Below are 24,622 nucleotides of genomic sequence, written 5' to 3' on the forward strand. Positions count from 1 at the left end.
AAGACATAATCAATGCTCAATGGACAAAGAGATACAAAAAAGCTATTGGTGTTTATAAAAGCGAAAAAGCATCAAACCCAGCAATGGACCAATAAAAAGCATGGCCAATACTCTATCTATCCTAATCCATTCCAGCAGAAATTGAGCGAACTGGATACTGACAATTGATAATGCAAACCCCATAGAATTGACAAGAGTAAGTGCAGTACCGCGATATTCCGCAGGTACACTTTGAGCTACTAAGGTGGAAAACTGTGGTGAATCTGCTGTGATAAACATTCCCCAGATTAATAACAAACTGATCCAAACCCAACTTGGTAATCCAGACGCAACAAGCACCAAAACACAGCATAATCCAGAGCCTATAAGTGCTACTTGTGCCACTTTTGAACTTCCTTGTCGCTTCGCTATCACTCCCCCTATAGCACAAGAATATGCACCTATTGCTATTACAAAAAAGGTTAGTAAGCTATCACTTGCCTCCATAGCTTCATTTCCCTGAAAAAAAACAATCAAAACAGGCACGAACGCCCAAAAAGTATAAAGCTCCCACATGTGTCCAAAGTACCCCGATGCGGCACTTTTCAATGGCGAAATCCTAGATAGCTTGGTTAATAAACGAAAATCAAATTTGGAATTGATCTTATGAAAAGGCCCATCAGGAACAAATAAACCAACTATGACTCCTCCAAGCAATGCGAGTCCAGATGTAACCCAGATTACTATTTGCCAGGAAAAATCCAGATCAAGTCCCTTCAGAAGATGAGGAAAAGCGGTGCCCAAAACCAAGGCTCCTACCAAAAAACCTAAGGCTGCACCAAGCCCTTTTTGATAGTAGTCCGCGGCGATTTTCATACCTATGGGATAAATCCCAGCTAAGAAAAACCCGACCAAAAAGCGGCAAACCAGCACAACTGATAATTGCATAGGTAAAACAACAATCAGCAGATTCACGCTGGCTGCGAGAATAGAGCTGACCAAGAATATTTTACTCGGTGAAAATCGATCTGGAACAGAAAAAAAAGCAAATACTAAAGTCCCCAAAATAAACCCGAACTGAACTACAGATGTGATAGTAGCCAAAATTTCAGGCTCATTGAGAATTTGGCTGATTTCCGGAGCTACAGCATTACCGGCAAACCAAAGCGAAGTGCCGAGAAATTGAGCAATGACTATCAAAATCAAGGCACTTCGAGATGTTAACTGGGAATTCAAGCTCCTAAAATTCCTCTGATAGTTTTCACTTCATCAGGACTAAAAGTAGAATTCTTCACAGCAGCTACATTATCATCCAATTGCTCAGGCTTGGAAACTCCCACCAAAACGGATGTAATTCTTTGATCTTTTAGCAACCAGGCGATCGCCATTTGAGCTAGCGTTTGCCCTCTCTCTAATGCAATATCATTTAGCTTGGAAATCATGCTGATTTTTTCATCAGAAATCTGCTCAACTTTCAGGTATCTACCATCTTTGGCTGCTCGGGAATCTTTAGGAATTCCTTTCAGATATTTATCAGTTAGTAATCCTTGCTCTAGTGGAGAAAAGGCAATGCTTCCAACCCCTTTTTGGCCCAAAACGTCCATCAAACCATTTTCTACCCAGCGATCAATCATCGAATATCGCGGCTGATGAATCAAAAGTGGCGTACCGAGACGTTCCAAAATAGCGTAGGCTTTGGCAGTATCTTCTGCACTATATTGAGAAATGCCTACGTAAAGTGCTTTTCCTTGGCGTACTAAAATATCAAGAGCACCCATGGTTTCCTCAAGTGGCGTATCTGGATCAGGTCTATGATGGTAGAAAATATCCACGTAATCAAGTCCCATTCTCTTTAAGCTTTGGTCACAGCTCGCCACCAGATATTTTTTGGAACCATAGTTCCCATAAGGTCCAGGCCACATATCCCAGCCTGCTTTGGAGGAAATTATCAGTTCATCTCTTAAGGTGCCGAAGTCCTTTTTCAGCATTCTCCCAAAATTCTCTTCTGCGGATCCAAATGGAGGCCCATAGTTGTTTGCCAAGTCAAAATGGCAAATCCCAAGGTCAAAAGCACGACGAAGAATAGATCTGCCTAGGGTAAAATCAGCATTGTGACCGAAATTATGCCAAAGTCCTAGGCTGATTTCAGGCAGTACTAAGCCACTATTTCCGCACCTGCGGTACTTCATCTGATGGTAGCGATCAGCAGCTGGTTGATAAGGCAAAAGAGGTGAATGATCGTTAATATCCATGATTTGTAGGTTTAAATGTTAGTTTAAGCAAACCAAATTAGAGCGATTAAAACTGATATCAAACCTAAGACCATAAGAAGCAGTCAACTTTTCCATAAGTAGCCTATCCAGTTATGGTATTTTATACCAGCAGCAGCTATTACAGCCATCATGCCCAAGTTAGTCGGAGTGATTAAATCCATTAATCCTCCTGCATATAGATAAATCACTACTGCAGAAAGAATAATAACTGGGTAAGGGAAGGATTATTTCATTTAGAAATATGATTATGGTGAAATATAGGACAATACTTGAATTGCTATTTCGGTTCTAAAACCCTGCTCGTCTCTGGAATTAGAAAAAAGAAAAATACCCGTATCGGTTTCATTGGAATAAAACAATAAGCTTGAATAACCGGCTTGACCTCCAAAATGACCAATCCAATCGGCACCCAATAGTTGAATTTTCTGAAAACCTAAGGGAATTTCATCCTCAGTATCAAGCCAGCTTAGCGCTTCGGAGTATGCGCCAGCATGGCCTTTTAGCAAATGCGATAAGGCTAAACTCATGTCTTTGGTGGTGGTCACTAATCCTGAAGAGGGAGAAGGTAGAATTTGAAACTTGATTTTTTTCGGCCCAATCCGCTTCCAGAGAAAGGTTTTCTGGTATCCAGTGATCCCAGTTTCTTCAATTGGCCAGATATTGACAAACTCAGAATTCAACATTCCCGAAGAAGCAAAAACTTCTCTTTGCATGAGTGTGCTGAAATCATCTTGTTCTGATTCGGCGAGCAAATAACCTAAAAGGTCGAAATTCGAATCCGCGTAGAAATAACCTACATATCCATAATCGGTAGTATGTGGCGTTTTCTGGAAGCCTACTCCCCAATCATGCAAAGTCTGGGTCTTGGAGGATGACATGATTTTTTCTCTAAAATTCTTATCCCTAAGTCCAGAGGTATGACTGAGTAAATCTCCAAATTGAAGATTTGCTAATGAAGAAGTATTGATATCCTTTAGACCTAATGCTGCCAAGGAATCCGTTGCACTTATCCCGCTTTTCTGGAGGGTACCTGCTACACCTAAGGCGGTAAATATTTTGGAAATAGAAGCCACCAAAATTTTACTATCTACCGTTAGAGAATCCTTTGTATCTAGATTTTCATACCCGAAAGCATCCAGGTAAACCACTTCTCCCTTCTTTACAATCGCAACAGAAACACTAGGTAATAAATAAGTTGACATTGCCTGCTGTAGGATGGAATCTACCCCCTCTTGCATGCTGTTTACCTTTGCAGCGGGTTTGATCCGTACTCTTGGAAAACTACGCCACCATTCCCAGATAATGAATAAGGCAGACCAGAAAGCCAATACTGCTAAAAACACTTTGATTTTCTGCTTCATGGAGAAATGGTCTTTTACTCAAAATTTGCTTGAATCACCTGAACAGTTTAAATCCAAGTTAAGCAGCTAAACAAAGAAGGAACAGCGTTGTCCTACTTGCTATCCATATGAGAGAAATCACAATCAAGACTTTCCTGATTCCAATCACCCAGTTTGGCAGCTGAATTATAAGTGCTCTGAATAAACTCAAGAAGCATTTCAGCAGGAGCGGGTGACTTTTGAACATCTGCATAATTCAACATAAATTCCCCCATGTCCTTGCTCCAATAGGCACTTGCCGGAGACACTTTAGCATCCTGAAATTCAGGGTAATTAGGATAGCAATATGCATAGAAAACTGGCATAGGAAATTGCTCACTTCCTGGCCAAAATCCTACACTGAACACCTCATGAGAATATGCCTCCTGCATCACGGAAGTAGGTATATTAGGCACTTGACCCGAAAATTTAGGTGCTTTATTACCAGAAAAGCGTGTGTATGCCAAGTCAAAAGACCCCCAGAAGAAATGGATTGGACTACTTTTACCGGTGAATTTGGTTCTGAATACACCAAAAACATTTTGAATTTGTACTAAAATTTTCCAAAAGGTTTGAGCTGTATTTGCTTGATACATCAAGCGTTTCTTGTTTTTTGGAAATGGTATTGGATTGGGAATCTCATTTGGGGTTTCGTGAATTTTCACATTTACTCCCAAAAACTTCAACTTTTCCATCAATTGTTCATAGAAACTAGCGACCGTCTGCCCCCCCAATTCAAATCGGTCTCTCGTGCCATTACTGGTTTTCAGTCTCAATTCATGATGAATGAAATCGAATTTGATCTCAAAAACTCCATTTTCATAGGGAATCAGACCTGTGGTAAGACCTTGCGAATCTACATAGAGTGATACATGCCAAGAATGATTTTGCCAGGGAGATTTCTTCAGACGTACTTTTCCGACAATCTGAGTCCACTGATGCAAGAGATAAATGGTGTCTTTGTTCTCTTCAAATTGAAATGCAGGCCAAGAATTCTTTTTCGATGCCATAGGTAAAAGTTTATCCTTCAATTTATAGGTTTTCCTTCCTGAACAAAAATTAAATCTCAGACTTTAGCATTTTTCCAAAAGTAATTATCCCTGAAGTAGCATTTTCCAAGATATAAACAACCTTTTTATTTAAGCGAACTCCAGGACTAGTCGGGTCAATCAAAAATAACTTGCTGCTAGCTGGCACAAAATCCACTAATCCTGCAGCTGGATAAACCTGCAATGAAGTCCCTATTACTACAAGAATATCCGCAGTCGAAACAAGCTCTATAGCCAAATCCATCATGGGCACCTGCTCGCCAAACCAGACTATAAATGGCCTCAACTGACTTCCACGCTCGCATTTATCGCCTTCTTTGATCTCCCAGTGATCCAGATCATATACCAATGTTGGATCCAAGGTGCTCTGAGCTTTCCTCAACTCCCCATGAAGATGAATAACTTTAGTGGATCCAGCGCGCTCATGTAGATCATCGACATTCTGAGTGATGATAGAAACATCATATTCCTCTTCTAATTTTGCTAATGTCAAATGAGCTAGGTTGGGTTCACATTCCAATAATTGCTTACGGCGCTGGTTATAAAAATCCTGAACCAATGTGCGATTTCTTCTCCACCCCTCTGGGGAAGCCACTTCCATCACATCATGACCTTCCCAGAGTCCCCCAGAATCCCGGAAAGTCTTGATACCACTCTCCGCAGAGATTCCAGCCCCACTCAGTACTACCAAATGTTTCTTTTTGCTCATGATTTGTCGCAATTTTATTATTTACTTTTTGCCCACAGATTAACGCTGATCAAAATCGCAGATTGTCGCAGAATTTGAAGAGTACTGCGTCAAATTGAGCTAAAACATCTGCGCAATTTATCTGTGACTATCTGCGGGAAAAGAAAGCTAGAAACTTTTAACTAAACCTGCACTTAAGGTACTTAATCTTCTCTCCTTTGTCAGAAAACATCTTTTCGTAGCGCGTCTGTATCCCAAAGTGATCATCCTTCCATTCGGATTGGTAGAAGTCATGCGTAAAACCAATCACTTCTAAGTCTTCTCTGGATAGGAATAGCTCCAATGAATAGTTGAAAAGATCTGTATTATCAGTTTTGAAGTGTAAACACCCGTCTTTCTTCAGCATGGGCTTGTACATATCCAAAAAACGTGGAGAAGTCAATCTACGCTTTTCGTCTCCATCTCTGGGAAAAGGATCCGGAAAAGTGATCCAAAGCTCAGAAATTTCATCTGGTGCAAAGTATTTCTCCAATAGTTCTATCTGAGTTCTCAGGAAAGCCACATTCTGAATACCTTCTTTGGTCGCGGTAGAGCTACCTTTCCAGATACGGCTCCCTTTGATATCTACGCCAATAAAGTTCAGATTGGGAAAATTTCGGGCTAAGCCGACAGTAAACTCTCCTCTTCCGCAGGCGAGTTCTACAACAATTGGATTTGAATTCTGAAACTGAACTTCATTCCAGTTTCCTTTGATCGTTTCAAAAATTGGCTTTCCAGCCTGGATTACATTTGGATTCTCGTCGTTCTCTTGGAAGCGAACCAGTTTTTTTCTACTCATCTAAAGCTCTTCGATTTCTGCAACCACAAAAGTACTCCCTCCCACAAAAATCAAGTCATCTTCTCCTGCATTTTTTCTGGCAAATGCCAAAGCTGCATTAATATCAGGAATTACTTCACCTTTTAAACCCACTGAAACTGCCTTTTCTGCCATTTGATTTGCTGGAAGAGCTCTAGGTAGTTTAGCTTCGCAAAAGACATAATTGCCTGATGCAGGAAGCATGCAAAGCACTTTGGAAATATCCTTGTCCTGAACCATACCGAGGACCATCCACAGCTTATCAAAGCTGTAAGTTTCTAATTGTGCCAATATTTCTCGAAATCCAGCCTCATTATGTCCCGTGTCACAAATCACCGTCGGATTTGTTGAAAGCGTCTGCCACCTACCTTTCAAGCCAGTTAATTCAGTCACATTTTGCAAACCATCCAAAACTGCTTTGGATGGAAGATTCCAGCCTTGACTTTTCATCTGAGAGACAGATTCTAAAATACCCGGAAGGTTATATTTCTGATAGTTTCCATTCAGTCCAAAAGTCAAATCAATCGTTTCCTCTCCCTGTGCCGTGGTCTGTGTCTTCACAGACCACTCTGACTCTTCACTAATGACAACTTTATACATGGCCTTGCCATCCTCTTCAGAAACTTTTGAAGCAGTCCAGTTTTCATCAGCAAATGTAATTTGAGCATTCATCGCATGAGCCTTTTCAATGAAAACAGGCTTCGTCTCTACATGCGTTTCGCTGATCACCACAGGTACATTTTGCTTAATAATTCCGGCTTTTTCACCCGCGATTAAAGGTAAAGTATCACCCAAAAACTGAACATGGTCAAAACCTATATTGGTAATCAAAGAAAGCTCAGGCCTGATGATATTCGTACTATCGAAATTGCCTCCCATTCCCACTTCCACGATGGCGATATCCACTTCCTGTTGAGCAAAATACCAAAAGGCCATCCCAACGGTCATCTCAAAGAAGCTAGGCTTCAATTCATCGAGAAAGCTTTTATTTTCTTCCACAAACTGAACGACTAACTCAGGACTGATTTCCAGTCCATTAATTTTAATTCGCTCAGTGAATGATTTAAGATGTGGGGAAGTATAAAGTCCAGTCTTGTATCCTGCACTTTGAAAAATAGCGGCCAAACTATGGGAAGAACTTCCTTTCCCATTAGTGCCTGCCACATGAATTGATTTGAATTTATTCTCTGGATTTCCTAAATGATCGCAAAGAGCAATTGTACTGGCAAGGTCCTTCCTGAAAGCAGATGCTCCCACTCGCTGGAACATGGGAAGGGAATTAAACAAATAATCCAGCGTCTCCTGGTAATTCATTGCTTAATCTACCTTAATAACAAACGTGATCTTGCCTGTAGAGAATTCTGCTGCAGCACCGCCTTGCTTCTTGAAGGATATCTGATTTACTACCTGACGGTAATAAGCCAAAACATCATTTGAAACATTGTATTCCAAAGGAACCGCCTGCACTACTCTACCGAGATCATCAATGGTAATTTTAAAAACTATTCTACCATTACGGGTAGAAACTCTATCATTGATATTCGGTCTATTCGCAAAATCCCATCCCGCAAGGTCCAGGCTATAGCCATCCCCTGAGTTCGCTCCTTTTCCAGAACCCACGCCCATAATCGCTCTTCCGTCCACGGTGCCTTTCGGGTCGCCTTCATCCCCTTTTTCATTGGAGGTTCCTTGCGCACCACCAGAAGCTGGTGTAGTTCCCTTTCCTGAAGTTCCACCTGCACCAAAGATTGCTCTCTGATCAATTTTAGGTTTTTCAGGTGCTTTTTGAACAGTTTCCTTTTCCTCAGCTTTAGCTGGAGTTTCTACCGGCTTGGCCACTTCCTTTTTAACTGGTTCAGGTTTTTTGGTTTGTTCGGTAGCTTTTTCCTCTCCTTTTATTGGAGAAGGTTTTGTTGTCACAGCTTTATTTACAGAGGGTTTCGGCTGAGCAGCTGGTTTAGCAGTCTCAGTTTTGGGACTGGGAGGAGGTGTGGCTGGTTGGGTTACAGCTTCAGCTATTTCACCCGGTGCAGCATCTTCTACTACTGGTGTTGGAGTTTCTGATGGCGGCGCTGGGCTATTTCTTTCGCCAGAACCTGTTGGTGTGAAACCCAGATTTAATTCGAGTCCGAATGCAGGCAAAGGTGGCACGGGTTGCTTCCAAACCACAATAAAATAGAGCGCAATCAAAAGCAACACGTTGAAGATAATGGTGATTATCCACGATTTCTTTTTGCTTTCGTTCTCTATTTTATCTGCATTCCAGTATTCCATTGATTTAGAATGGTTTTGTAGCTATGGAAACATTTGCTTCTAATCCTGCTGCAATTCCTCCGATCTCCACCAGATACTCTACTGGAACATCTTTATCTATGTGCAACACGACTTGACCTTTCTTATCCTTAAGTAAAGAAGTCAATTCCCCCTTGATTTGTTCCCTTGGGACAATTTTGTCGTTTACAGAGTACTTCAAATCCTTAGTAACTGTAACGGTAACTTCCTGCATTACGATGTCTGAAGTCTCGCTGGAAGGTAAGTTTACAGGCAGTCCAGAAGGCGTGATGAAGGAAGATGTAAGCATAAAGAAGATCAACAACAGGAAAATAATGTCTGTCATTGATGACATGCTAAATGCTGGATCTACTTTATTTTTCGCTTGAAGTCCCATAGTAATTAGTCTTGAAGCAAATCAATAAATTCTATCGAAGAATACTCCATATTGTGAACAAGCTTCGATACTTTCGATACGAGATAGTTATATCCCAAGTAAGCAATAATACCTACCACTAAACCGGCTGCGGTAGTAATCATCGCTTCATAGATTCCTTCAGAAAGAAGCTTTGGCGAAACCATTCCTTCTTCCTGTGCAATGGCAATAAACGCTTGAATCATACCTGCGACTGTTCCCAAGAAACCAATCATAGGGGCCGCTCCGGACACTGTTGCTAAAAGATTCAAGTTTTTCTCCAACTTGTAAATCTCGATTTTACCAACATTCTCGATAGCTACTTCGATATTTTTTAAAGGAGAACCAATACGCTCTACACCTTTGGCAATCATATTTGCAACTGGCGTATGTTCACCTGCACAAAGAATTTTCGCCTTTTCGGTCTGACCACTTTGCACCAATACTCTCACTTGATCCATCAGGTGGGTTGATGTTTTGGAAGCCTTATTGAGTGTAATTAATCGCTCAACAAAGATAAAAATCGCAAGAATGAACAAAAGATAAAGCGGAACCATCATGTATCCGCCTTTGATTAACAGGTCAAGAAGTCCTATGTCATTATTGGTGGCACCCATCGCCAGGCTATCTGCTGCAGAAAGTGTATCTGTAGAGAGCGTTTGAAGTAGAATCATATTAATATTTCAAAATCCATAAATCTTCTGTGTACTGGTCCTTAACCCGAGCTAGCTCTTCCGTCATCTCAGTGAAGCCGATTGAGCCTGCTATTGCCAAACGATAATTAGTGACATCTTCGTATGGTAGGATCAAATAAACCGTTTCTGCTCTATCCATGTATTTCTGTGCCTCCTCGATAGCCATAGCTTCATTTGGGAGGCTACCGACAACTACATAGAAATACGGGCGGCTGGCTTTTTCTTCAACCCGGACCAAGGTTCCTGATACCTCTGACGCAATAGTTGTACCAGTTTGAGCTGATTCTGCGACAGGTGAAACAGAAGTTATAGAATCTGAAATAGATGGCTGATTATCACTTAATTGAGTTTCTTCAGTTGGGGTGGAATTGAGGGATACTGCATCATTTTCTTCCGCTGCCAAACCTTCTATAGGTCCTGAAACAAGTTCCTCCGAATCCTGATTTGGAACCACAGACTTGTTCATTTGCCAAATAATCACCAGGACTACCGCCAAGGCCAAAACAGCAGCAATCCATATCCAAGAATTATTGGATTTTTTTGCTTCTATTTTTTGTTCTTTCTGCTCAGGTTTAGAGGCTTTTTCTTCTTCAGCAAAAGATGGTTTTACAGATTGTATAGTTCTCTTTTTAACTTCACTTACATCAATTGGAGCTATTACTTCTTCCTCTCTTTTAGGCGCATCAGTTTGAGCCAAAGGCACAACTTCTACATAGGGAAGCCCATAGTCTTTTGGATCAGTCCAATGCTTATTATCTGTCGTTTTACCAGTCATTGTTTTCGGGGAATGTTACGAAACTAATTGAATTGAGTCTAAAGCCCAACCCAATGCCGCAAACAATCTTAGAATTTAAATGAAGCGCCACCTATGAATTGAATTCCTCTCACAGGATAGTTTAGCCAGCGCATATTTCGACCATTTAGGAGATTATTGCCTTCGGCAAAAATTGAGATTCTATCCGTAATGCCATAATCAGCTTTCAGTTGCAAATCAGCAATAGTCTTCAATTTCACCACTTCATATGGGCCAGTTTCTCCAAAAATATCGCTTAAATCATGGCCACGTGCCTTGATCCCTCCCATCAAATTCAAATTTGCCTGAACAATTAATCGCTTGATTGGAGTAATCTGATTGTTGACTCTCAATTCCCAAATAGGTCTGTTCCAGGCTTCCGCCTGCGTGCTTAGATCATATTGATAAAGATCTAATCTACTATTCAGAGAATACATATCTGAGAATTTATATCCCAATTCTGCATTGATATTGAAAACCGTAGTTTTTTCATCATACACTAAGCTGAATCTTGCTGAATCAGAGGTGACCAAATTATTGGTGTAATTATTCACAAAGAAGTGCATCTGATTGTAGCGGCTCATATTGATCGCACCACGATAACTGAATGCTCCACCAAACTGACCTTCTATCCCACCTTCAACTTTGTAATTCTGAATAGTATTAAGCAATTGATCACTTGGTCCCAAGTATGGGTTTTCACTTACAAAACTGTAATAAGTATTACGCTGCACGTCTCCTGAGAATTCTGCAAAAAAGCCAAATTCCTCAGCAAACTGATAGTTTGCTTTTAATACTGGAAACACATGAAAATCGCTTGATTTATCCTCCACAGAATCATTTTCTGACACGAGATTTAATCCTGCAGTGAAGTTAAAGTCGTTGTATTTGTAGGAAATAGTAGGACGAACAGCGAAATAAGTTCTCTTCAAAGAATAATTTACATCTTCAGGACTTGTAGAGAAATAGGATAAGCCGACTCTACCTGCCCAATCTTCTGTAGGTCTGAAAGTCAAACTTCCCTCAGCTCCAAATTGGTTTTCCTTCACCATGTAGCTATCCGTGAAGTTTCTGAAGCTCAACTGACCTTCATATGAAATCGGACCAACTTTTTCCAGTTCCCGGATACCGGCTTTCGCTTCCACAGCATGCAAGACATTTCCGGAAAAGCCAGTAAACTGCCCAGTTTCATCTATAAGAAAGTTAGGATCTTCTCCATAAAACTGATAACTGTCCTGATTCCAACTTAGCCCTCCGAAAATCTCAAATAGATCCGTAAAGTAACTCCCATCAAAACCTAAATTCGTATGCGCCTCTTTGGACTCCTCAGCCAAAACCGGCCCTTTACCAAAACTCTGGTGATTCAGCTGCAATGAATAATTAAAGTCAGCAATGTCAGTTCCCATGTATCTAGCTTCCAAAAGTGGTGAAGCAAAGTTTCCATATCCAGCCTTTATATATCCTTGATAGAGGTCTAATCTCTCAGGAGTATAAACTTTCTGGGATGGTTCAGCCTTCAATTCCAAAGGTTTTAGATTCAAAGGATAGCTGCTCACCAAGTAATTATATTCATTTAAGCCAGTGGGTTTTGGCAAAACTGGAAGTTTCTCATACATCCTAGGCTGCACTGGTACTGTCAATACACGGTCTTTTCGGATCACAAATTCCTGATCAGTCACTGCTCCACGTTGCTGGGTTTGTGCCAAAGCCCATCCGGATGTCAAACCGATAATTCCTGTCAAAAGGATAGTTTTCGCTAGCTTCATCATGGTTTAATTAAGAGTTTGAAGTTTGGATTGAGCCATTTCTTTTATTTCTGGATTGGTAGAGTTTTCCACGATAGATTCCAAGGTGGCTTTTGCCTGGAACTCCTCCCCGCTCTTCACATAATTATCTGCCAGAAGCAAAAATATCCTACCATACCAGTAATCATAATTGACAAATGAACCCGATTGGTCAAAAATCAATTCATTGGATTGCGTGATTTCTCCTTTTTCCTGAGAAGCAAGGGCCAATAAATAGAGCCCCTCAGCACCCTGCTCAGTTTTATAATCAGCAACCAAAGCCGTCAAGGTCAATTCCGCCTGTGGTTTTTGGTTTAACCCATTTTGGGATTTGGCTTTGATAAGCAATGCCTCTGGGGAAGTCTCTGGAATCACTCCATCTAACGTTGCCAAACGCTCCGCTTGAGTGATCGCCTGCTGATAATTCTTTGTTTCAAAGTTTGCAATCATCAATCCCTGGACTGCCTCAGCTTCCTCTGGTTTGCTTCTGGCATTTTGTACCGAAGTCTCCAGATAAGGTATTGCTTGCGCAAAGTTTCCTCTTTCCAATTCGATTACTCCGATCTTTTGCATAGCCCGAAGTCGCTGTGGTGAAGCGGGTTCACGTTCCAAGGTTTTAAATTGTGCCAAAGCTTTATCCATATCACCTACCTGCATGTAGCTATCGCCAAGGAAGTACAGCGCATCTGCACGCTGTGCTGATTGAGGATAACTCTTCAGGTAGTTCTCAAATCCACGTATCGCCTGCGCATAGTTTTTATCGAAATACGTTCCTTTTGCAGCCTCAAACTCTAAAGATTGTACACTACCGTTACTTGGATTTGAATCTTTGTATTGGGTCAAATAATCAGAAAATTCCCCAGATCTACCTTGGAGTGCAAGTGTTTCCTGAAGACCTTTAAGTGCGGTCTCAGCATTTTCAGAATTTGGGTGATTATTTAATATTGTGCTGTAATCCTTCACCGTCTGATCGTAATTCTGAAGGGAGAAATTTGCCACCGCTCTGCCTTCCAAAGCATAAGGAACAAAAGGACTATTCGGCTTGGAGCTCAACAAATCAGAGAATGAAACCGACGCAGCCTGATAGCTTGTTTCCTCCATATAAATCTGCCCACGCTGATAAAGCGCATCCTCCAAGTACAAACTATTAGGGTAGCGGGAAATCAGTACATCCAGTTGACCTAGCGCTTCCTGATTTCTGGATTGGAAATTTTGTACTACAGCCAATCTGTAATAAGCGTAATCCGCACCAGAATTCCCTTCATTGATGGCCTTTTGGAAAGTAGAAGCGGCTTCACCGAATCTTTTCTGAACATAGTAACAATCCCCTAATCTCAAAATCGCATCGTCGTATTGCTGCTTATTGGCAATAACCTGTCTGTTTTCAGTGAATCTTCTGAATTGATCTTCTGCTTTTGAATAGTTTTGAGAATTGAAGTATGCGTAACCAAGTCCGTAATAAGTCTTAGTAACCGTTCCGTTTGTTCCTGAAGGACGATTGCTCAGTACTTGCTCGTAGGATTTGATCGCCTGAGGCAAATTATCCGCAGCAGAACTGATTTCTCCTTTCCAGAAGTAGGAATCCAACACCAGGTTTTTATCCACCGGAAACTTCAGTGATTTATCCAGATAAGCCAAAGCCGGATTCCACTTTTGGTCACGGTAATAAACCATGGCCTGATAGAAAGCCACCTTTTGGTAAGCCTCCTGAATTCTTGGAGACTTGTTGGTGATTTTATCCATTTGCTCGATTGCCCGCAAATAATCATTTGTATTTACAAGCGCTTCTGAAAGCAAATTCTCCGCTTCTGCTCTGTATTTACCAGACGGGTAAGCTTCTACATATTCATCCAAAGCTGTAATCGCAGACTGGAAACTCCCCTTCTGAAGATTTACCTTGGCGTAATTAAAAATAGACTCTTCTTTAATGATTGGATTGAAGTCAGATTTAGCAGCCGATTGAAAACTGGTAGAAGCAAACTGATAATTCTCCAATTTCAAATAGGCATGAGCCAAATAATAACTGGAAGCTTGACCGATTTCATCTTCAGATGAAGCGGAAACTTTCAGGTAATCTGTCGCTCTTTGGTAGTTTTTGATTTCAAACTGAGATATCCCTGCTTTGTAAATTTCATTTCTACCTAGCTCTTCACTTGGACGGGAATTGATGAAAGCGTCATAGTTCTCAGCTGCCTTTGGGAAGTTTTTCTTAGCATAATATGCTTCGGCTAGATACAAATAGATCAAATCCTTTTTCTCCAAATTCTGACCATTCGTCAACTTAGGCTCTGCATAGCTGATCAACTGATCATAACTACCTTGTTTATAATATAGCGCTGCCAATAGATAAGGAACCTTGTTGGCATAAAAAGTAGATTGTGAAGCTGTCTGAAGATCAGCGATTGCTTTACCGGTATTCCCATTTTCCATTGCGATAAAGCCACTATAGTAATAGGAATCAAAGCTTGCCTGTTGATTAAGCGCTTTACCCGCATCAAAATATGGAGCGGCTTCAGCATACTGATTGAGCTGAAAATAGGAATATCCCTGTTTGAAAAGTACCTCAGCTTGATTTTCCAGAGGCAGCTTTTCTGAATCTACCAGTTTGTAGCTTTCTATTGCTTCCGCGAAATTTCTTTTAAAGAAAAAGTGATCTCCCAAATACAAGCCAGCAGTAGTTACCGACGGATCATTTCCATGATCAAAAATGTATTGCTTCATCAAACCCGGACCATCTGGACTTTCCAATTGGAGAGCGGCCATAGCGCGATTTAATTCTGCAGCTTTGGCTTGACCTGAATTAACAGGCTTTTCCAGAAGTCTGGAATTGTCATAGATACTTGCAGAATATAGCTGCTTATCAAAAAGGGCCAGATTGTGATCTAGCTTCTGTTGTGGACTCGTCTGATAGAGGGAAGACTGGGAATATGCCTCTAAACTAAGTCCAAGGCTCGAACCGAGCAGGCTCGCAAAGAGCACAAGGTGGTATTTCATCTGCTAATTTTTAGGTTTTTAATAGCCAGATGGAAACTAGCATATTACAATATCCAGTTGTTTGGAGCTTGAAATAATGCTGGATTTCAAATAGTGGCTTAGGTAATCAATGCAAAATCTTGTAAACAAGCTCTCGGAGGTTTTCTGCTTCGCTTAGACTTCCGGAGTCAACTCCTTTAAAACGAAGATCGGCCTCTTTGATGTATGCGAACACATCAATTACCTTGCCCAAATTATAGTTTCTGGACGCTACTAAATATTCTTTGACCACAAATGGAGGCAGTCCCAAAAGGCTGGCAAGCTGCTGCTCACTGGCTCCAGTTTTCTTGGCTTGATGGATTAAAGCAATTCTGGTGAAGTAGTTGAACATCAGTGAAAACATGGGAATCACCGGGTTTGCCTTTGGGTTTTGGATGAAATAATGGATGATTTTATTGGCTTTCACCACATCCTTAAATCCTATAGCCTTCAAAAACTCAAAGTTGTTGTAATCTTTATTAATCCCTATATACTTGGAAATATGCTCATTGGTGATTTTCGTAGGTTCACGAAAATTGATCAGCATCTTCCCTATTTCATTGGAAAGCACTTCTAGGTTATTGCCGATAGAATCCGATAACAGTTGGGCTGCTCGGTTATCTATTGAATGCTCTGTTTCCTTGATAAAGCCCTCAATCCATTCAGTCAACTTGTAATCTTTTACTTTGTCCGAACGCACATAGACAGTTTTCTTATCTAGCTCCTTGTAAAGTGCAGATCGACCATCCAATTTTTTATACTTATGCGCAAAAACCAAAATCGTACTCGGAAGCGGATTTTGAACGTAGTTGACCAGTAATTTCTGAGAATCTTCTTTGGTGAGATCTGACAAGCTCTGAGCTTCTTTAACGATCACTACTTGACGATCCGCCATCATCGGGAATTTCCTCGCATTATTAAGGATCAAACCGACATTTGCGTCTTTTCCATAAAGCACCACCTGATTGAATCCACGCTCATGCTCAGCAATTGCATTCTTTTCAATGTAATCGGTAATCTGATCGATAAAGAAAGGCTCCTCCCCATCCAAAAAGTAAATGGGAGCAAACTTTTTCGCTTTCAGATCTTTAAGTACAGCTTGTGGTGTTTGGGGCATAAATCAGGAATAATCTCAAGCCTTAAAGATAACAGGCCTATCCATTTGCCTGCAAAAACCAAGGAAAGATTCTTTGGTAAACTATTCAGGCGTTAACTTTGTCTTTGAAAGAGAAACAGTTTTCGACGAGCAGTCAGGAGACTGTATTTGGAAAAGTCCAAGTCTGAAGACTTGAACTAGCTATAAAAAAACACGCCATCTGCGTGAACTACGCTTACTCTGCGGTTAAAAAGAAAAGATTATGAGCTTCGAAAAAGGAATAGAATTATATAAATCAGGGAAATTTGAGGAGGCTTTAGCCATATTTGATGGATTGATAAAAGAAACCCCAAATCAACCGCAGTTGCATCTTAACCGTGGAAGAATACTTTCCAGGCTTGGGAGAACCGAAGAAGCTTTAGCAGAATTTGACCTGATCACTTCCCTCGAACCTTATAATACTGACTTTATTTCTGACCGGGCGGTGGTTTTGCATTTGCTCAAAAGAAACGAAGAAGCCCTCACAGAATTAGACCGAGCAGCAAATCTTGACCCTAAAAATCCCTATCGCTACAGTAGTAGAGCTTATTTCAAAGATAGAATTGGAGACCTAGAAGGGGCCATTGCTGACTATGAAAAAGCGATAGAACTGGATCCTGAAGATGCAGTTTCTCATAACAATAAAGGGTTGGTAGAGGAGAAAATGGGTTATCAGGCAAAGTCAAAAAAGAGTTTTGAAAAAGCAGATGATTTGGTGGGCTACAAACCATTACAAACTACTGACCAAAACCCTAAGTCAAGTGAAGAAAACTCAGAGCTTCCAAAAGTTGGTTCAAAACCAAGTGAAAAACCTATAGTACCGGTTCAAAAGAAAGAAATGACTTTTAATCACTTCATGAATACCCTTGGCTCTGTCTTCAACAATGCGAATACCCGAAAAGAATTCGGTAACTATTTGAAGGGATTCTTTGGCGGGAAAAAGGGTGAGTAGCTGCTTTTCGGTAATCTTAATACACTATAATTTTATAATGAATTGCGTCTGAAGACGAAGCAAATCGAAAAGTAAAATCTGCGCTCTCTGCGAGACCTTTGTGCACTTAGCGGTTAAATTCTCAAAAAGACTTGATCACCCAAAGCGGCTTATTGATGAAATAGGCCATCTTTTTAGATAGACTATTTGAGAAAATCTGATCAAAAAAGGATTTCTTTTCGCTGAGTGTGACCAGAATGTCCCCTTTTGCTGTTTGCAGGTAATTTTCCAATCCCAAGGCAATATCATCCCGGAAGGACTTCAAAACGAAATTCACTTTACTGTATTTGATAAATGGCTCAATCTCCTCAACCATAGTCATATGCAGCGATTTGTCAAGAGCTTTATGCGTAGAACTGATATGCACCATATCAATCTCTGAATCAAAGAACTTTGCCACCTCAACGATTTTCTGAATGGCGATCTTATCCTCTTCCAAGTAATCGCTGGCATAAACCAACTTTCGTGGAGCTTTGAAATACACTTTCCGAGGGACTACAAAAATATCCTTATTAGACTGTTCCACTATCCTACTCGCACGGGAACCTATAATATTTTCCCGAAAATCATTTACACCTTCAGTTCCTACAACAATCAGATTGGCTTTCACTTCTTTGGCGTACTCCAAGGTTTCTTTCACAATGTTCCCTTCTTTTACTACAGAAGTACAGCTTTGCAACCCGTTTTTCACACCTTCCTTAATGACTGCACTTTGTAAATTCTGCAGTTTTTCAAGCACAAAGTCCATTTGAAACTTTCCATCCCTATCGTTAGGAGAAAGTTTCACGTAATCCTCACGATTGAGCACATGAAATAGGATGAGCTCTGCCTTGTACTTTTCACCCAATCTGGTAGCGTACTCGATTGCATTCAATGAGCATTCAGAAAAATCTGTAGGGCACAATATTTTAAAAATCTGTTCCATTTCATTTCTATTTACGACCTACAGTTAATTAGGTCAATAACCTTTAGAACGATTAACGACATTAATCAATTCCTTGTTTGCACGAATCCGAGTAATATTTTCTATCACCTGTGGCGCAGCCGCCTGAGGATTGGTCACACTTGCGATATGTGGTGTCATAGTTATTTTCCAATTTTCCCAAAAAGGATGGTTTTCTGGTAGTGGCTCCTCACGATAAACATCTAACATAGCCCCTGAAAGCTGTCCACTTTCCAAAGATTCAATTAAATCATCCTCTACCAAATGCCTCCCTCTTGCAACATTAATGAGATAAGTATTGGGATTACATTTTGAGAAAAGATCAGCATTGAGGATGTTCTCTGTGTCTGGGGTAAGCGGAAGCAGACATACCAAAACATTTACCTCTTTTAAAAACTCTTCCAATTTGTCTTTGGTGTAATAGGGAAATTCAAAATCGTTCTTTTCTGAAAAGCCAAAACCAACTACTGGAAATCCCATGTAATTGAGTTTATCCATGACATCTTTTCCCAAAGCCCCGACTCCCATAACGCCTACGGTCACATCCAACTCCGGCATACTCATATCCCAGACCTTTCGTGTTTGGTTCATCTGAAAGCGAGGAGTTCGACGATGATAATTCAAAACGCCCATCACCACATAATTGGTCATGGAAAAAGTCAGCTTTTCATCTACGATTCTCACTATGGGAATATGCGATGGAATTGATTTATCTCTGAGAATATGATCAACACCAGCACCCATAGAACTGATCAACTTAAGATTTGGAAAGTCTGAAAGTATCCCTTCAGGGTGTTGCCAGAGAAAAACGTATTCCACTTTTTCTGGCTCGTTTATTTCCGGATATACCTCTATACTTAACTCAGGAGCAAGTGCTTTAAACTCTTTGATCCAAACATCCGGTTTCTTGCCGGGACTTACAATTGCTAAACTCATAGTATTCTATACGATGGATAATTTTTGAGGATGAAAAACAAACGAAAACGTTCTGGTTTGCTCAAAAAAATGAGCATTAGAATAATTAAAATTGCCTTAAAAAGCTTCAAATTGCATCTCTTTACGAAACAAACTTTCAATTTTGACGCTTAAGAATCTTCAAACCAAATTATAACTTCAATTCCAATGAAACAAAAAATAGTCTTCTCTTTAGCCTTTTTGCTTTGCAGTATTTTTTCTTTTGCGCAGCAAATCCAAATGCCTCAGGCTTCTCCATCAGCTAAAATTGCACAGAAAGTAGGACTGACAGATGTGACGGTGGATTACAGCAGACCGAGTACCAAAGGAAGAAAAATCTTCGGTGAGTTGGTTCCTTATGGACAGATCTGGAGAACAGGTGCAAATGGAGCCACAGTCCTTTCTTTTTCTACGGATGTAATCATAGACGGCAAAACCGTCCCGGCTGGCCAATACGCGCTGTATTCCATTCCAGGCAAATCAGACTGGACAATGATTCTATCTAAAAACATCAAGCTCTGGGGAGCAATTGGTTACGAGCAAAGCGATGATCTTATCCGGTTCAATGCCAAGCCAGAGAAACTCAGCAAAAAGGCTGAAACGTTTGAAATCAGCTTTGCAAATATGACAGACACAGGTTCTGACCTTTCCCTAAAATGGGAAAATACCCGCGTGGACTTTAGAGTAGAAACGGAAGTTGACCCACTGGTAATGGCTCAGATCAAAGAATATGTAATCGAAGCGGAAAGTAAAGATCCTAGTCTGCTTTATGCAGCTGCCAGCTATTACTACACCAATGAGAAGGATATGAATCAGGCTTATAACTGGATAAATGAGTCTGTAAGTTCTGACCCCAAATACTGGACAATGCACCTCAAAGCTAAGATAGAGGCAGCTTTAGGAAAAAAAACCGAAGCAGTAGAGACGGCAACGGAAGCAATAGATCTTGCTGAAGAAGCCGGAAATCCAGACTACGTTGGCTTGAACGAACGCTTGATCAAGTCGTTAAAATAGTATTGAGCCAATTCTCAGATGGGAATACTTAAAAAGACTAAATACAAAAAGCCTCCAATTATAGAGGCTTTTTGTATTTAGGATTGACTCGTGCCTTTTGAAGGAATCACCAGCTGTAAAAGACCCGCAAATAGCATCACGGACAAGCATCCAATAGGATTGTACCAAAGAAAACCAATATCCCAAAGGTTTCCGTCCATTACATCCCCATTGTTAAAATGAACAAACAAGACAAGTGCCTGCGAAAATAAAGCCGCTATAAATACCGCGTGCCCCTTCACCCATTTCATAAAAAATGCAACTAGGAAAATACCCAGAATTGTTCCGTAAAAGAGTGAGCCTAACAGGTTGACAGCTTGGATTAAATTCTCAAATAAAGACGCATAGGTTGCAAAGAGGATCGCTCCTAATCCCCAAAAAGCAGTGAATAACTTCGAAGAAGTCAAATAATGCTTGTCTGTCGCCCCCTTTTTGATAGATCTCTTGTAAAGATCAACGGTAGTCGTGGAACCCAAAGCATTCAATTCAGAAGCTGTTGATGACATAGCTGCAGAAAAGATCACTGCGAAAAGCAACCCAATGACGCCTTTAGGAAGGTTGTCCATCACAAAGCGCATAAAAACGTAATCGGTATCTCTAGTCTCAGCCACTGGATCATTCGTGACGATAAGTTCTTTTACTTCCGCTCTGATTTCCTGCTGCTCAGACTTCAAAACAGAGATTTTCTCCCGGATTTCATTTTCCTTTCCTTTATCCTCTTGTTCTATTGCATCAAGCATTTCGAGGTAAGATGACCTGCTGAGTTTAAAATTCTCGGCATATTCAGCCTCCAAGCCTTCGAACTCACCAGCATACTCACTTTCGCGAAGCTTGTCTGTCTGCACTTTATTAAAAACAACCGGGGGTAAAAAAAACTGGTAAAACACAAAGACCATTACTCCGATAAATAGAATAATGAATTGCATGGGAATCTTCAAAAAGCCATTCATGATCAATCCCATTCTGCTTTGCGAAAGCGTCTGACCAGAAAGGTAACGCTGAACCTGGCTTTGATCTGTTCCAAAATACGAAAGGAAAAGGAAGACTGCAGCGGTCATTCCAGACCAAACATTGTATCGATCTGAAATATCAAATTCCAAGTTGATCATATTCAGCTTATCCATCTTCCCTGCTACATGCATGGCTTCCTGAAAAGAAATTGGAAGCAATTGGATAACAATAATTCCTGCCAGGATCATCCCTCCCATCATCACAGCCATTTGCTGCTTTTGGGTAATAGAAACAGCTTCAGTACCACCGGAGACGGTATAAAGGATTACCACAGAGCCTATCAAAATATTGGTAAAGGTCAGATTCCAGCCCAGCAAAGTAGATAGAATAATAGCCGGAGCATAAATGGTAATTCCTGCCGCTAATCCTCTTTGCAAAATAAACAGTAACGCAGCAAGTGTTCTGGTTTTCAGATCAAATCTATTTTCCAAAAACTCATATGCGGTATAAACTTTCAGTTTATAATAAATCGGAATAAATACCACTGAAATGATAATCATCGCCAGAGGCAATCCAAAGTAAAACTGAATGAATCGCATTCCATCTTCGTAGGCTTGTCCCGGAGTACTTAAAAAGGTGATTGCTGAAGCCTGGGTAGCCATAATCGAAAGACCGATTGACCACCAGTTCATGGAGTTTTTTCCCCTTAAGTAAGAATCAAGACTCTTCGAACCATAGGTTTTGTAAACACCATAAGTGGCTATAAGTGCCAGTGTACCAAAAAGTACTACCCAATCTAGTGTGCTCATGCGTAGGTCACTTTAAGCCAAGAAAATAAGGCCATCAAAATAAAAAGCGATGCAATTAAGCCTATATAAAGGTATTTCCAACGTACTTGTTTTTCCTCCAAAACTATTGCTCGATCAAGTTGATGAATAATTTAGTAGCCCCAGGCACGCCTGCAGGCAGTTCTCTGAAAAACGAAAGACCAGTGTAGATGTATGTTCCTTTGCCGTATTTCGCATAGATCAATGAGCCATTCAAGGGGACTTCACCAGGATCCTGGAAAGTCAGCGGTGTAGAATATTCCGGAGCTATATTAGCTTCAAAATACAACCCTCTTTCCTGAATCCAATCGTCAAAATCTGCCGCTGTAATTTTATTAGGCCCAGCTAAAACAGGGTGATCCCAATCCGCCGTAAAAGGCGAATTCTCTACAGTCACTCTATCTCTACTGATTGAAAACGGATAAGGTCCCAGCTTATTGATCAATAGCGGACGACTCACATTGTATTGCACCACCACTGTTCCGCCGTTCTCCACATAGGTCATGAGATTCTGTTGGTTGGCAGCCAGTGCCGCATTGGTATTGTAAGCTCTGATTCCTACTACGATGCTTTTATACTGGGAAAGATTAGCCAGGGAATAATCGATGATTTCTGTCACCTGATAGCCCAAAGAAGAAAGCACTGCCGGCACATCATCACCAGCCCCCATGATGTAGCCTATTTTAGCACCGGAGACTTTCCAGTCTTGCTGAATCAGATTTATGGAAGCGGGAGAAAAATACGTTAAATTGGGAATGTGGGCATAGGAAATCCTATGCGTGACTTGATCGTAAACTTTCCCATCCTCAGTAGTAAACTGAGCCACAACTTCCCGCTTTTCGTTTTTATCCAATTTGAAGGAAACTTGGTAAACTTTCTTCTTCTGAGCGATATTTTCCTCAGTACTTATTATTTCAAATTCAGACTTCTGAAGGCTTTTGAAAGTCAGTTCTCCATCTTTAACAGCTCCTTTGAAATTGACAGAGATGCTGACTAAAGGATTTACACCCGGAATTAAAAACACATTTTGGTCAGATACCTCCAGGTCGATTTCTGGTACAATAGTGAACGGCTGCTTCACCTCTCCATCTACCTGATCATTGTATTTGTATTCTAGAGGAATTACTGTTTTGAATTCCTGGTCATTGATTTTAAACATCAAATCACCGCCAGCACTAATATCATTAAATGGCTTGCCTATCATTTTCTGACTCCGCACATCATAGATAGCATCGGTAACAGGATTGACTAACCAATACGGTTGGGAAAGAGGGGTGCTTTCACTGATGGTAAATTCAATTGGAGTAATAGCTGGGGCATTATTGCTAGTCGTCTCTTTATCAGAAACATAGTAGGTATCATACAATTGAAGAGAAATATCTGAAACCAAAACAGCGGAAGGATTATTTACCACAAGACTTGCATTAATGACTTCACCAGTATAACCTAACTCTTGGTTGGTGACAAACTCCATTTTCAGTCCAAGTAATTGGAAAATCAACTCATCAACTTTCTTCGCTTTTTCCTTAAGCCATGGTGCTTTTGAGCTCAAAGCTGAAAGCTTGGAGCGAATGTCCATCAGGGCTTTCAGGTTCACCACTGGCTCAGTGAAGTTGAACTTCTCGATAGCGCTTTGAATCATAGCCTCGACTTCCTTTCCGCCTTCTATCTGAGTCCAACGATTTGAAATCCCTTCAAAAGCTGAGGTTTCGAATGATTCACCTTTGATGAATTGCAAGTGATCCTCAGCTGCACCTATTCTTGGAGTAGCACCAAAACCCTGAGATTTATGCATCGTACGGCTATCTGCGGCAATTTGGCTGTAGGTTTTACCCAATAAGCTATTGAATTCACCAACTTGAAATACCGCATACTTTTCTTTCGGGTCAGCTTTAAATTCTCCTCCAAAATTATACGAATTCCAAAAAATCCTCTTAGTCTGCCAGGTTTCTACGTAGTTCAGTTGATCTGGGAAAGCAGTTCGATCTGCTGCCAGCTCAAACGCTTCTTCTGCTAAAATAGCCGAAGTGGTGTGATGCCCATGATTTCCCCCGGGGATAGTATTGAATCGGGTAATAATAATGTCTGGTCTAAAACTCCTAACCACCCATACCACGTCGGAAAGCACCTTTTGTTTATCCCAGTTTTGCAGGGTTTCATCTGGATTTTTAGAATAACCAAAGTCCATAGCCCGGGTAAAAAACTGCCTTCCGCCATCCGTCTCACGGGCTCTAAGCAACTCTTGGGTTCTGATTTGACCGAGTTCAATCCCCAGTTCTTTTCCAAGCAAATTCTGGCCTCCATCTCCACGGGTCAAACTTAAGTAAGCTACTTCCACATGCTCCCCATTCCGAAGGGTAGAAATCAGCTGGGTATTTTCATCATCCGGATGTGCTGCCACATACAATACCTGCTTGGTTTCTTTAAGCTGAAGTAACTGGTGATAAATCTCAGAGGATGAAAGTGATTGGGCAACACAGAACAAACTGCTTAGCGAAAAGAAAACAAATGCTAAACTTCTGAACAATATAAGCTTGGTCATAAATGGGCGTAATTTATCCTTACAAGCTAGAA

At 40.8% G+C, this 24,622-nt stretch carries 20 protein-coding genes; 2 read left to right on the forward strand and 18 right to left on the reverse strand.

Going from position 1 to position 24,622, the window contains the following annotated elements; translation table 11 throughout:
* Nucleotides 1–42: 42 nt before the first annotated feature.
* The 14 genes from BM386_RS18175 to holA all read right to left on the reverse strand — a co-directional run bounded on the left by BM386_RS18175 (nt 43) and on the right by holA (nt 16,311).
* Entirely contained in the window at nt 43–1,215 is a 1,173-nt protein-coding gene (locus BM386_RS18175; protein WP_170857129.1) for an MFS transporter, read from the reverse strand.
* Complete coding sequence (mgrA, locus tag BM386_RS18180; protein WP_091696875.1) at nt 1,212–2,231, reverse strand: L-glyceraldehyde 3-phosphate reductase; 1,020 nt, start codon at nt 2,229–2,231, stop codon at nt 1,212–1,214. Before mgrA ends, BM386_RS18175 begins: the two co-directional genes overlap by 4 nt.
* A gap of 266 nt (nt 2,232–2,497) precedes the next feature.
* A complete protein-coding gene (locus tag BM386_RS18185) occupies nt 2,498–3,613 on the reverse strand; it encodes a serine hydrolase domain-containing protein (RefSeq protein ID WP_091696878.1) in 1,116 nt (371 codons plus the stop codon).
* A gap of 92 nt (nt 3,614–3,705) precedes the next feature.
* A complete protein-coding gene (locus BM386_RS18190) occupies nt 3,706–4,641 on the reverse strand; it encodes a DUF5996 family protein (RefSeq protein ID WP_091696880.1) in 936 nt (311 codons plus the stop codon).
* A 49-nt stretch (nt 4,642–4,690) separates the two neighbouring features.
* Nucleotides 4,691–5,389, reverse strand: a complete 699-nt coding sequence (locus BM386_RS18195) for an SIR2 family NAD-dependent protein deacylase (RefSeq protein ID WP_091696882.1) — start codon at nt 5,387–5,389, stop codon at nt 4,691–4,693.
* A 157-nt stretch (nt 5,390–5,546) separates the two neighbouring features.
* A complete protein-coding gene (gene trmB / locus BM386_RS18200) occupies nt 5,547–6,206 on the reverse strand; it encodes a tRNA (guanosine(46)-N7)-methyltransferase TrmB (protein ID WP_091696883.1) in 660 nt (219 codons plus the stop codon).
* Nucleotides 6,207–7,538, reverse strand: coding sequence for a bifunctional folylpolyglutamate synthase/dihydrofolate synthase (locus BM386_RS18205; protein WP_091696885.1), 1,332 nt, complete (start codon nt 7,536–7,538; stop codon nt 6,207–6,209).
* Between the two features lie 3 nt (nt 7,539–7,541).
* Nucleotides 7,542–8,498 carry an energy transducer TonB gene (locus BM386_RS18210; RefSeq protein ID WP_091696886.1) on the reverse strand — a complete coding sequence of 319 codons (957 nt, stop codon included), beginning with the start codon at nt 8,496–8,498 and terminating at the stop codon, nt 7,542–7,544.
* A 4-nt stretch (nt 8,499–8,502) separates the two neighbouring features.
* A complete protein-coding gene (locus tag BM386_RS18215) occupies nt 8,503–8,892 on the reverse strand; it encodes an ExbD/TolR family protein (protein WP_057937742.1) in 390 nt (129 codons plus the stop codon).
* A gap of 5 nt (nt 8,893–8,897) precedes the next feature.
* Nucleotides 8,898–9,584, reverse strand: coding sequence for a MotA/TolQ/ExbB proton channel family protein (locus BM386_RS18220; RefSeq protein WP_091696888.1), 687 nt, complete (start codon nt 9,582–9,584; stop codon nt 8,898–8,900).
* Between the two features lies 1 nt (nt 9,585).
* Entirely contained in the window at nt 9,586–10,380 is a 795-nt protein-coding gene (locus tag BM386_RS18225; protein ID WP_091696890.1) for a hypothetical protein, read from the reverse strand.
* Nucleotides 10,381–10,448: 68 nt separating this feature from the next.
* Nucleotides 10,449–12,167 carry a TonB-dependent receptor gene (locus tag BM386_RS18230; RefSeq protein WP_139235946.1) on the reverse strand — a complete coding sequence of 573 codons (1,719 nt, stop codon included), beginning with the start codon at nt 12,165–12,167 and terminating at the stop codon, nt 10,449–10,451.
* A 3-nt stretch (nt 12,168–12,170) separates the two neighbouring features.
* On the reverse strand, nt 12,171–15,176 hold the full coding sequence (locus BM386_RS18235; RefSeq protein ID WP_091696894.1) for a tetratricopeptide repeat protein: 3,006 nt from the start codon (nt 15,174–15,176) through the stop codon (nt 12,171–12,173).
* A 106-nt stretch (nt 15,177–15,282) separates the two neighbouring features.
* The gene (gene holA, locus BM386_RS18240; RefSeq protein WP_091696895.1) at nt 15,283–16,311 is read right to left on the reverse strand and encodes a DNA polymerase III subunit delta; all 1,029 of its coding nucleotides are present in this window, start codon (nt 16,309–16,311) and stop codon (nt 15,283–15,285) included.
* A gap of 241 nt (nt 16,312–16,552) precedes the next feature.
* Between holA and BM386_RS18245 the strand changes: the two genes are divergently transcribed.
* The gene (locus BM386_RS18245) at nt 16,553–17,281 is read left to right on the forward strand and encodes a tetratricopeptide repeat protein (protein ID WP_091696897.1); all 729 of its coding nucleotides are present in this window, start codon (nt 16,553–16,555) and stop codon (nt 17,279–17,281) included.
* Between the two features lie 121 nt (nt 17,282–17,402).
* On the opposite strand, the gene BM386_RS18250 is transcribed toward BM386_RS18245, so the two are convergent.
* Both BM386_RS18250 and BM386_RS18255 read right to left on the reverse strand, forming a co-directional pair.
* A complete protein-coding gene (locus BM386_RS18250; RefSeq protein ID WP_091696899.1) occupies nt 17,403–18,245 on the reverse strand; it encodes a universal stress protein in 843 nt (280 codons plus the stop codon).
* Between the two features lie 33 nt (nt 18,246–18,278).
* On the reverse strand, nt 18,279–19,199 hold the full coding sequence (locus BM386_RS18255; protein WP_091696900.1) for a 2-hydroxyacid dehydrogenase: 921 nt from the start codon (nt 19,197–19,199) through the stop codon (nt 18,279–18,281).
* A gap of 186 nt (nt 19,200–19,385) precedes the next feature.
* Here BM386_RS18255 and BM386_RS18260 point away from each other — a divergent pair, with 186 nt between their 5' ends.
* On the forward strand, nt 19,386–20,231 hold the full coding sequence (locus tag BM386_RS18260) for a DUF2911 domain-containing protein (protein ID WP_091696902.1): 846 nt from the start codon (nt 19,386–19,388) through the stop codon (nt 20,229–20,231).
* Nucleotides 20,232–20,308: 77 nt separating this feature from the next.
* On the opposite strand, the gene BM386_RS18265 is transcribed toward BM386_RS18260, so the two are convergent.
* Nucleotides 20,309–22,030 (reverse strand): sodium:solute symporter family protein, encoded by a 1,722-nt coding sequence (locus tag BM386_RS18265; RefSeq protein ID WP_091696903.1) that lies wholly within the window; start codon nt 22,028–22,030, stop codon nt 20,309–20,311.
* Between the two features lie 103 nt (nt 22,031–22,133).
* Nucleotides 22,134–24,590: a PIG-L family deacetylase gene (locus BM386_RS18270; RefSeq protein ID WP_091696905.1), complete on the reverse strand. Its 2,457-nt coding sequence runs from the start codon at nt 24,588–24,590 to the stop codon at nt 22,134–22,136.
* Between the last annotated feature and the right edge of the window lie 32 nt (nt 24,591–24,622).

This window comes from Algoriphagus locisalis, assembly GCF_900116615.1.
Classification (GTDB): domain Bacteria; phylum Bacteroidota; class Bacteroidia; order Cytophagales; family Cyclobacteriaceae; genus Algoriphagus; species Algoriphagus locisalis.

Bases quoted from the DNA above. Each gene is read 5' to 3' on its own strand.
- mgrA (WP_091696875.1), bottom strand. From the start codon at position 2,231: ATGGATATTAACGATCATTCACCTCTTTTGCCTTATCAACCAGCTGCT.
- BM386_RS18185 (WP_091696878.1), bottom strand. From the start codon at position 3,613: ATGAAGCAGAAAATCAAAGTGTTTTTAGCAGTATTGGCTTTCTGGTCT.
- BM386_RS18190 (WP_091696880.1), bottom strand. From the start codon at position 4,641: ATGGCATCGAAAAAGAATTCTTGGCCTGCATTTCAATTTGAAGAGAAC.
- BM386_RS18195 (WP_091696882.1), bottom strand. From the start codon at position 5,389: ATGAGCAAAAAGAAACATTTGGTAGTACTGAGTGGGGCTGGAATCTCT.
- trmB (WP_091696883.1), bottom strand. From the start codon at position 6,206: ATGAGTAGAAAAAAACTGGTTCGCTTCCAAGAGAACGACGAGAATCCA.
- BM386_RS18205 (WP_091696885.1), bottom strand. From the start codon at position 7,538: ATGAATTACCAGGAGACGCTGGATTATTTGTTTAATTCCCTTCCCATG.
- BM386_RS18210 (WP_091696886.1), bottom strand. From the start codon at position 8,498: ATGGAATACTGGAATGCAGATAAAATAGAGAACGAAAGCAAAAAGAAA.
- BM386_RS18215 (WP_057937742.1), bottom strand. From the start codon at position 8,892: ATGGGACTTCAAGCGAAAAATAAAGTAGATCCAGCATTTAGCATGTCA.
- BM386_RS18220 (WP_091696888.1), bottom strand. From the start codon at position 9,584: ATGATTCTACTTCAAACGCTCTCTACAGATACACTTTCTGCAGCAGAT.
- BM386_RS18225 (WP_091696890.1), bottom strand. From the start codon at position 10,380: ATGACTGGTAAAACGACAGATAATAAGCATTGGACTGATCCAAAAGAC.
- BM386_RS18230 (WP_139235946.1), bottom strand. From the start codon at position 12,167: ATGATGAAGCTAGCGAAAACTATCCTTTTGACAGGAATTATCGGTTTG.
- BM386_RS18235 (WP_091696894.1), bottom strand. From the start codon at position 15,176: ATGAAATACCACCTTGTGCTCTTTGCGAGCCTGCTCGGTTCGAGCCTT.
- holA (WP_091696895.1), bottom strand. From the start codon at position 16,311: ATGCCCCAAACACCACAAGCTGTACTTAAAGATCTGAAAGCGAAAAAG.
- BM386_RS18245 (WP_091696897.1), top strand. From the start codon at position 16,553: ATGAGCTTCGAAAAAGGAATAGAATTATATAAATCAGGGAAATTTGAG.
- BM386_RS18250 (WP_091696899.1), bottom strand. From the start codon at position 18,245: ATGGAACAGATTTTTAAAATATTGTGCCCTACAGATTTTTCTGAATGC.
- BM386_RS18255 (WP_091696900.1), bottom strand. From the start codon at position 19,199: ATGAGTTTAGCAATTGTAAGTCCCGGCAAGAAACCGGATGTTTGGATC.
- BM386_RS18260 (WP_091696902.1), top strand. From the start codon at position 19,386: ATGAAACAAAAAATAGTCTTCTCTTTAGCCTTTTTGCTTTGCAGTATT.
- BM386_RS18265 (WP_091696903.1), bottom strand. From the start codon at position 22,030: ATGAGCACACTAGATTGGGTAGTACTTTTTGGTACACTGGCACTTATA.
- BM386_RS18270 (WP_091696905.1), bottom strand. From the start codon at position 24,590: ATGACCAAGCTTATATTGTTCAGAAGTTTAGCATTTGTTTTCTTTTCG.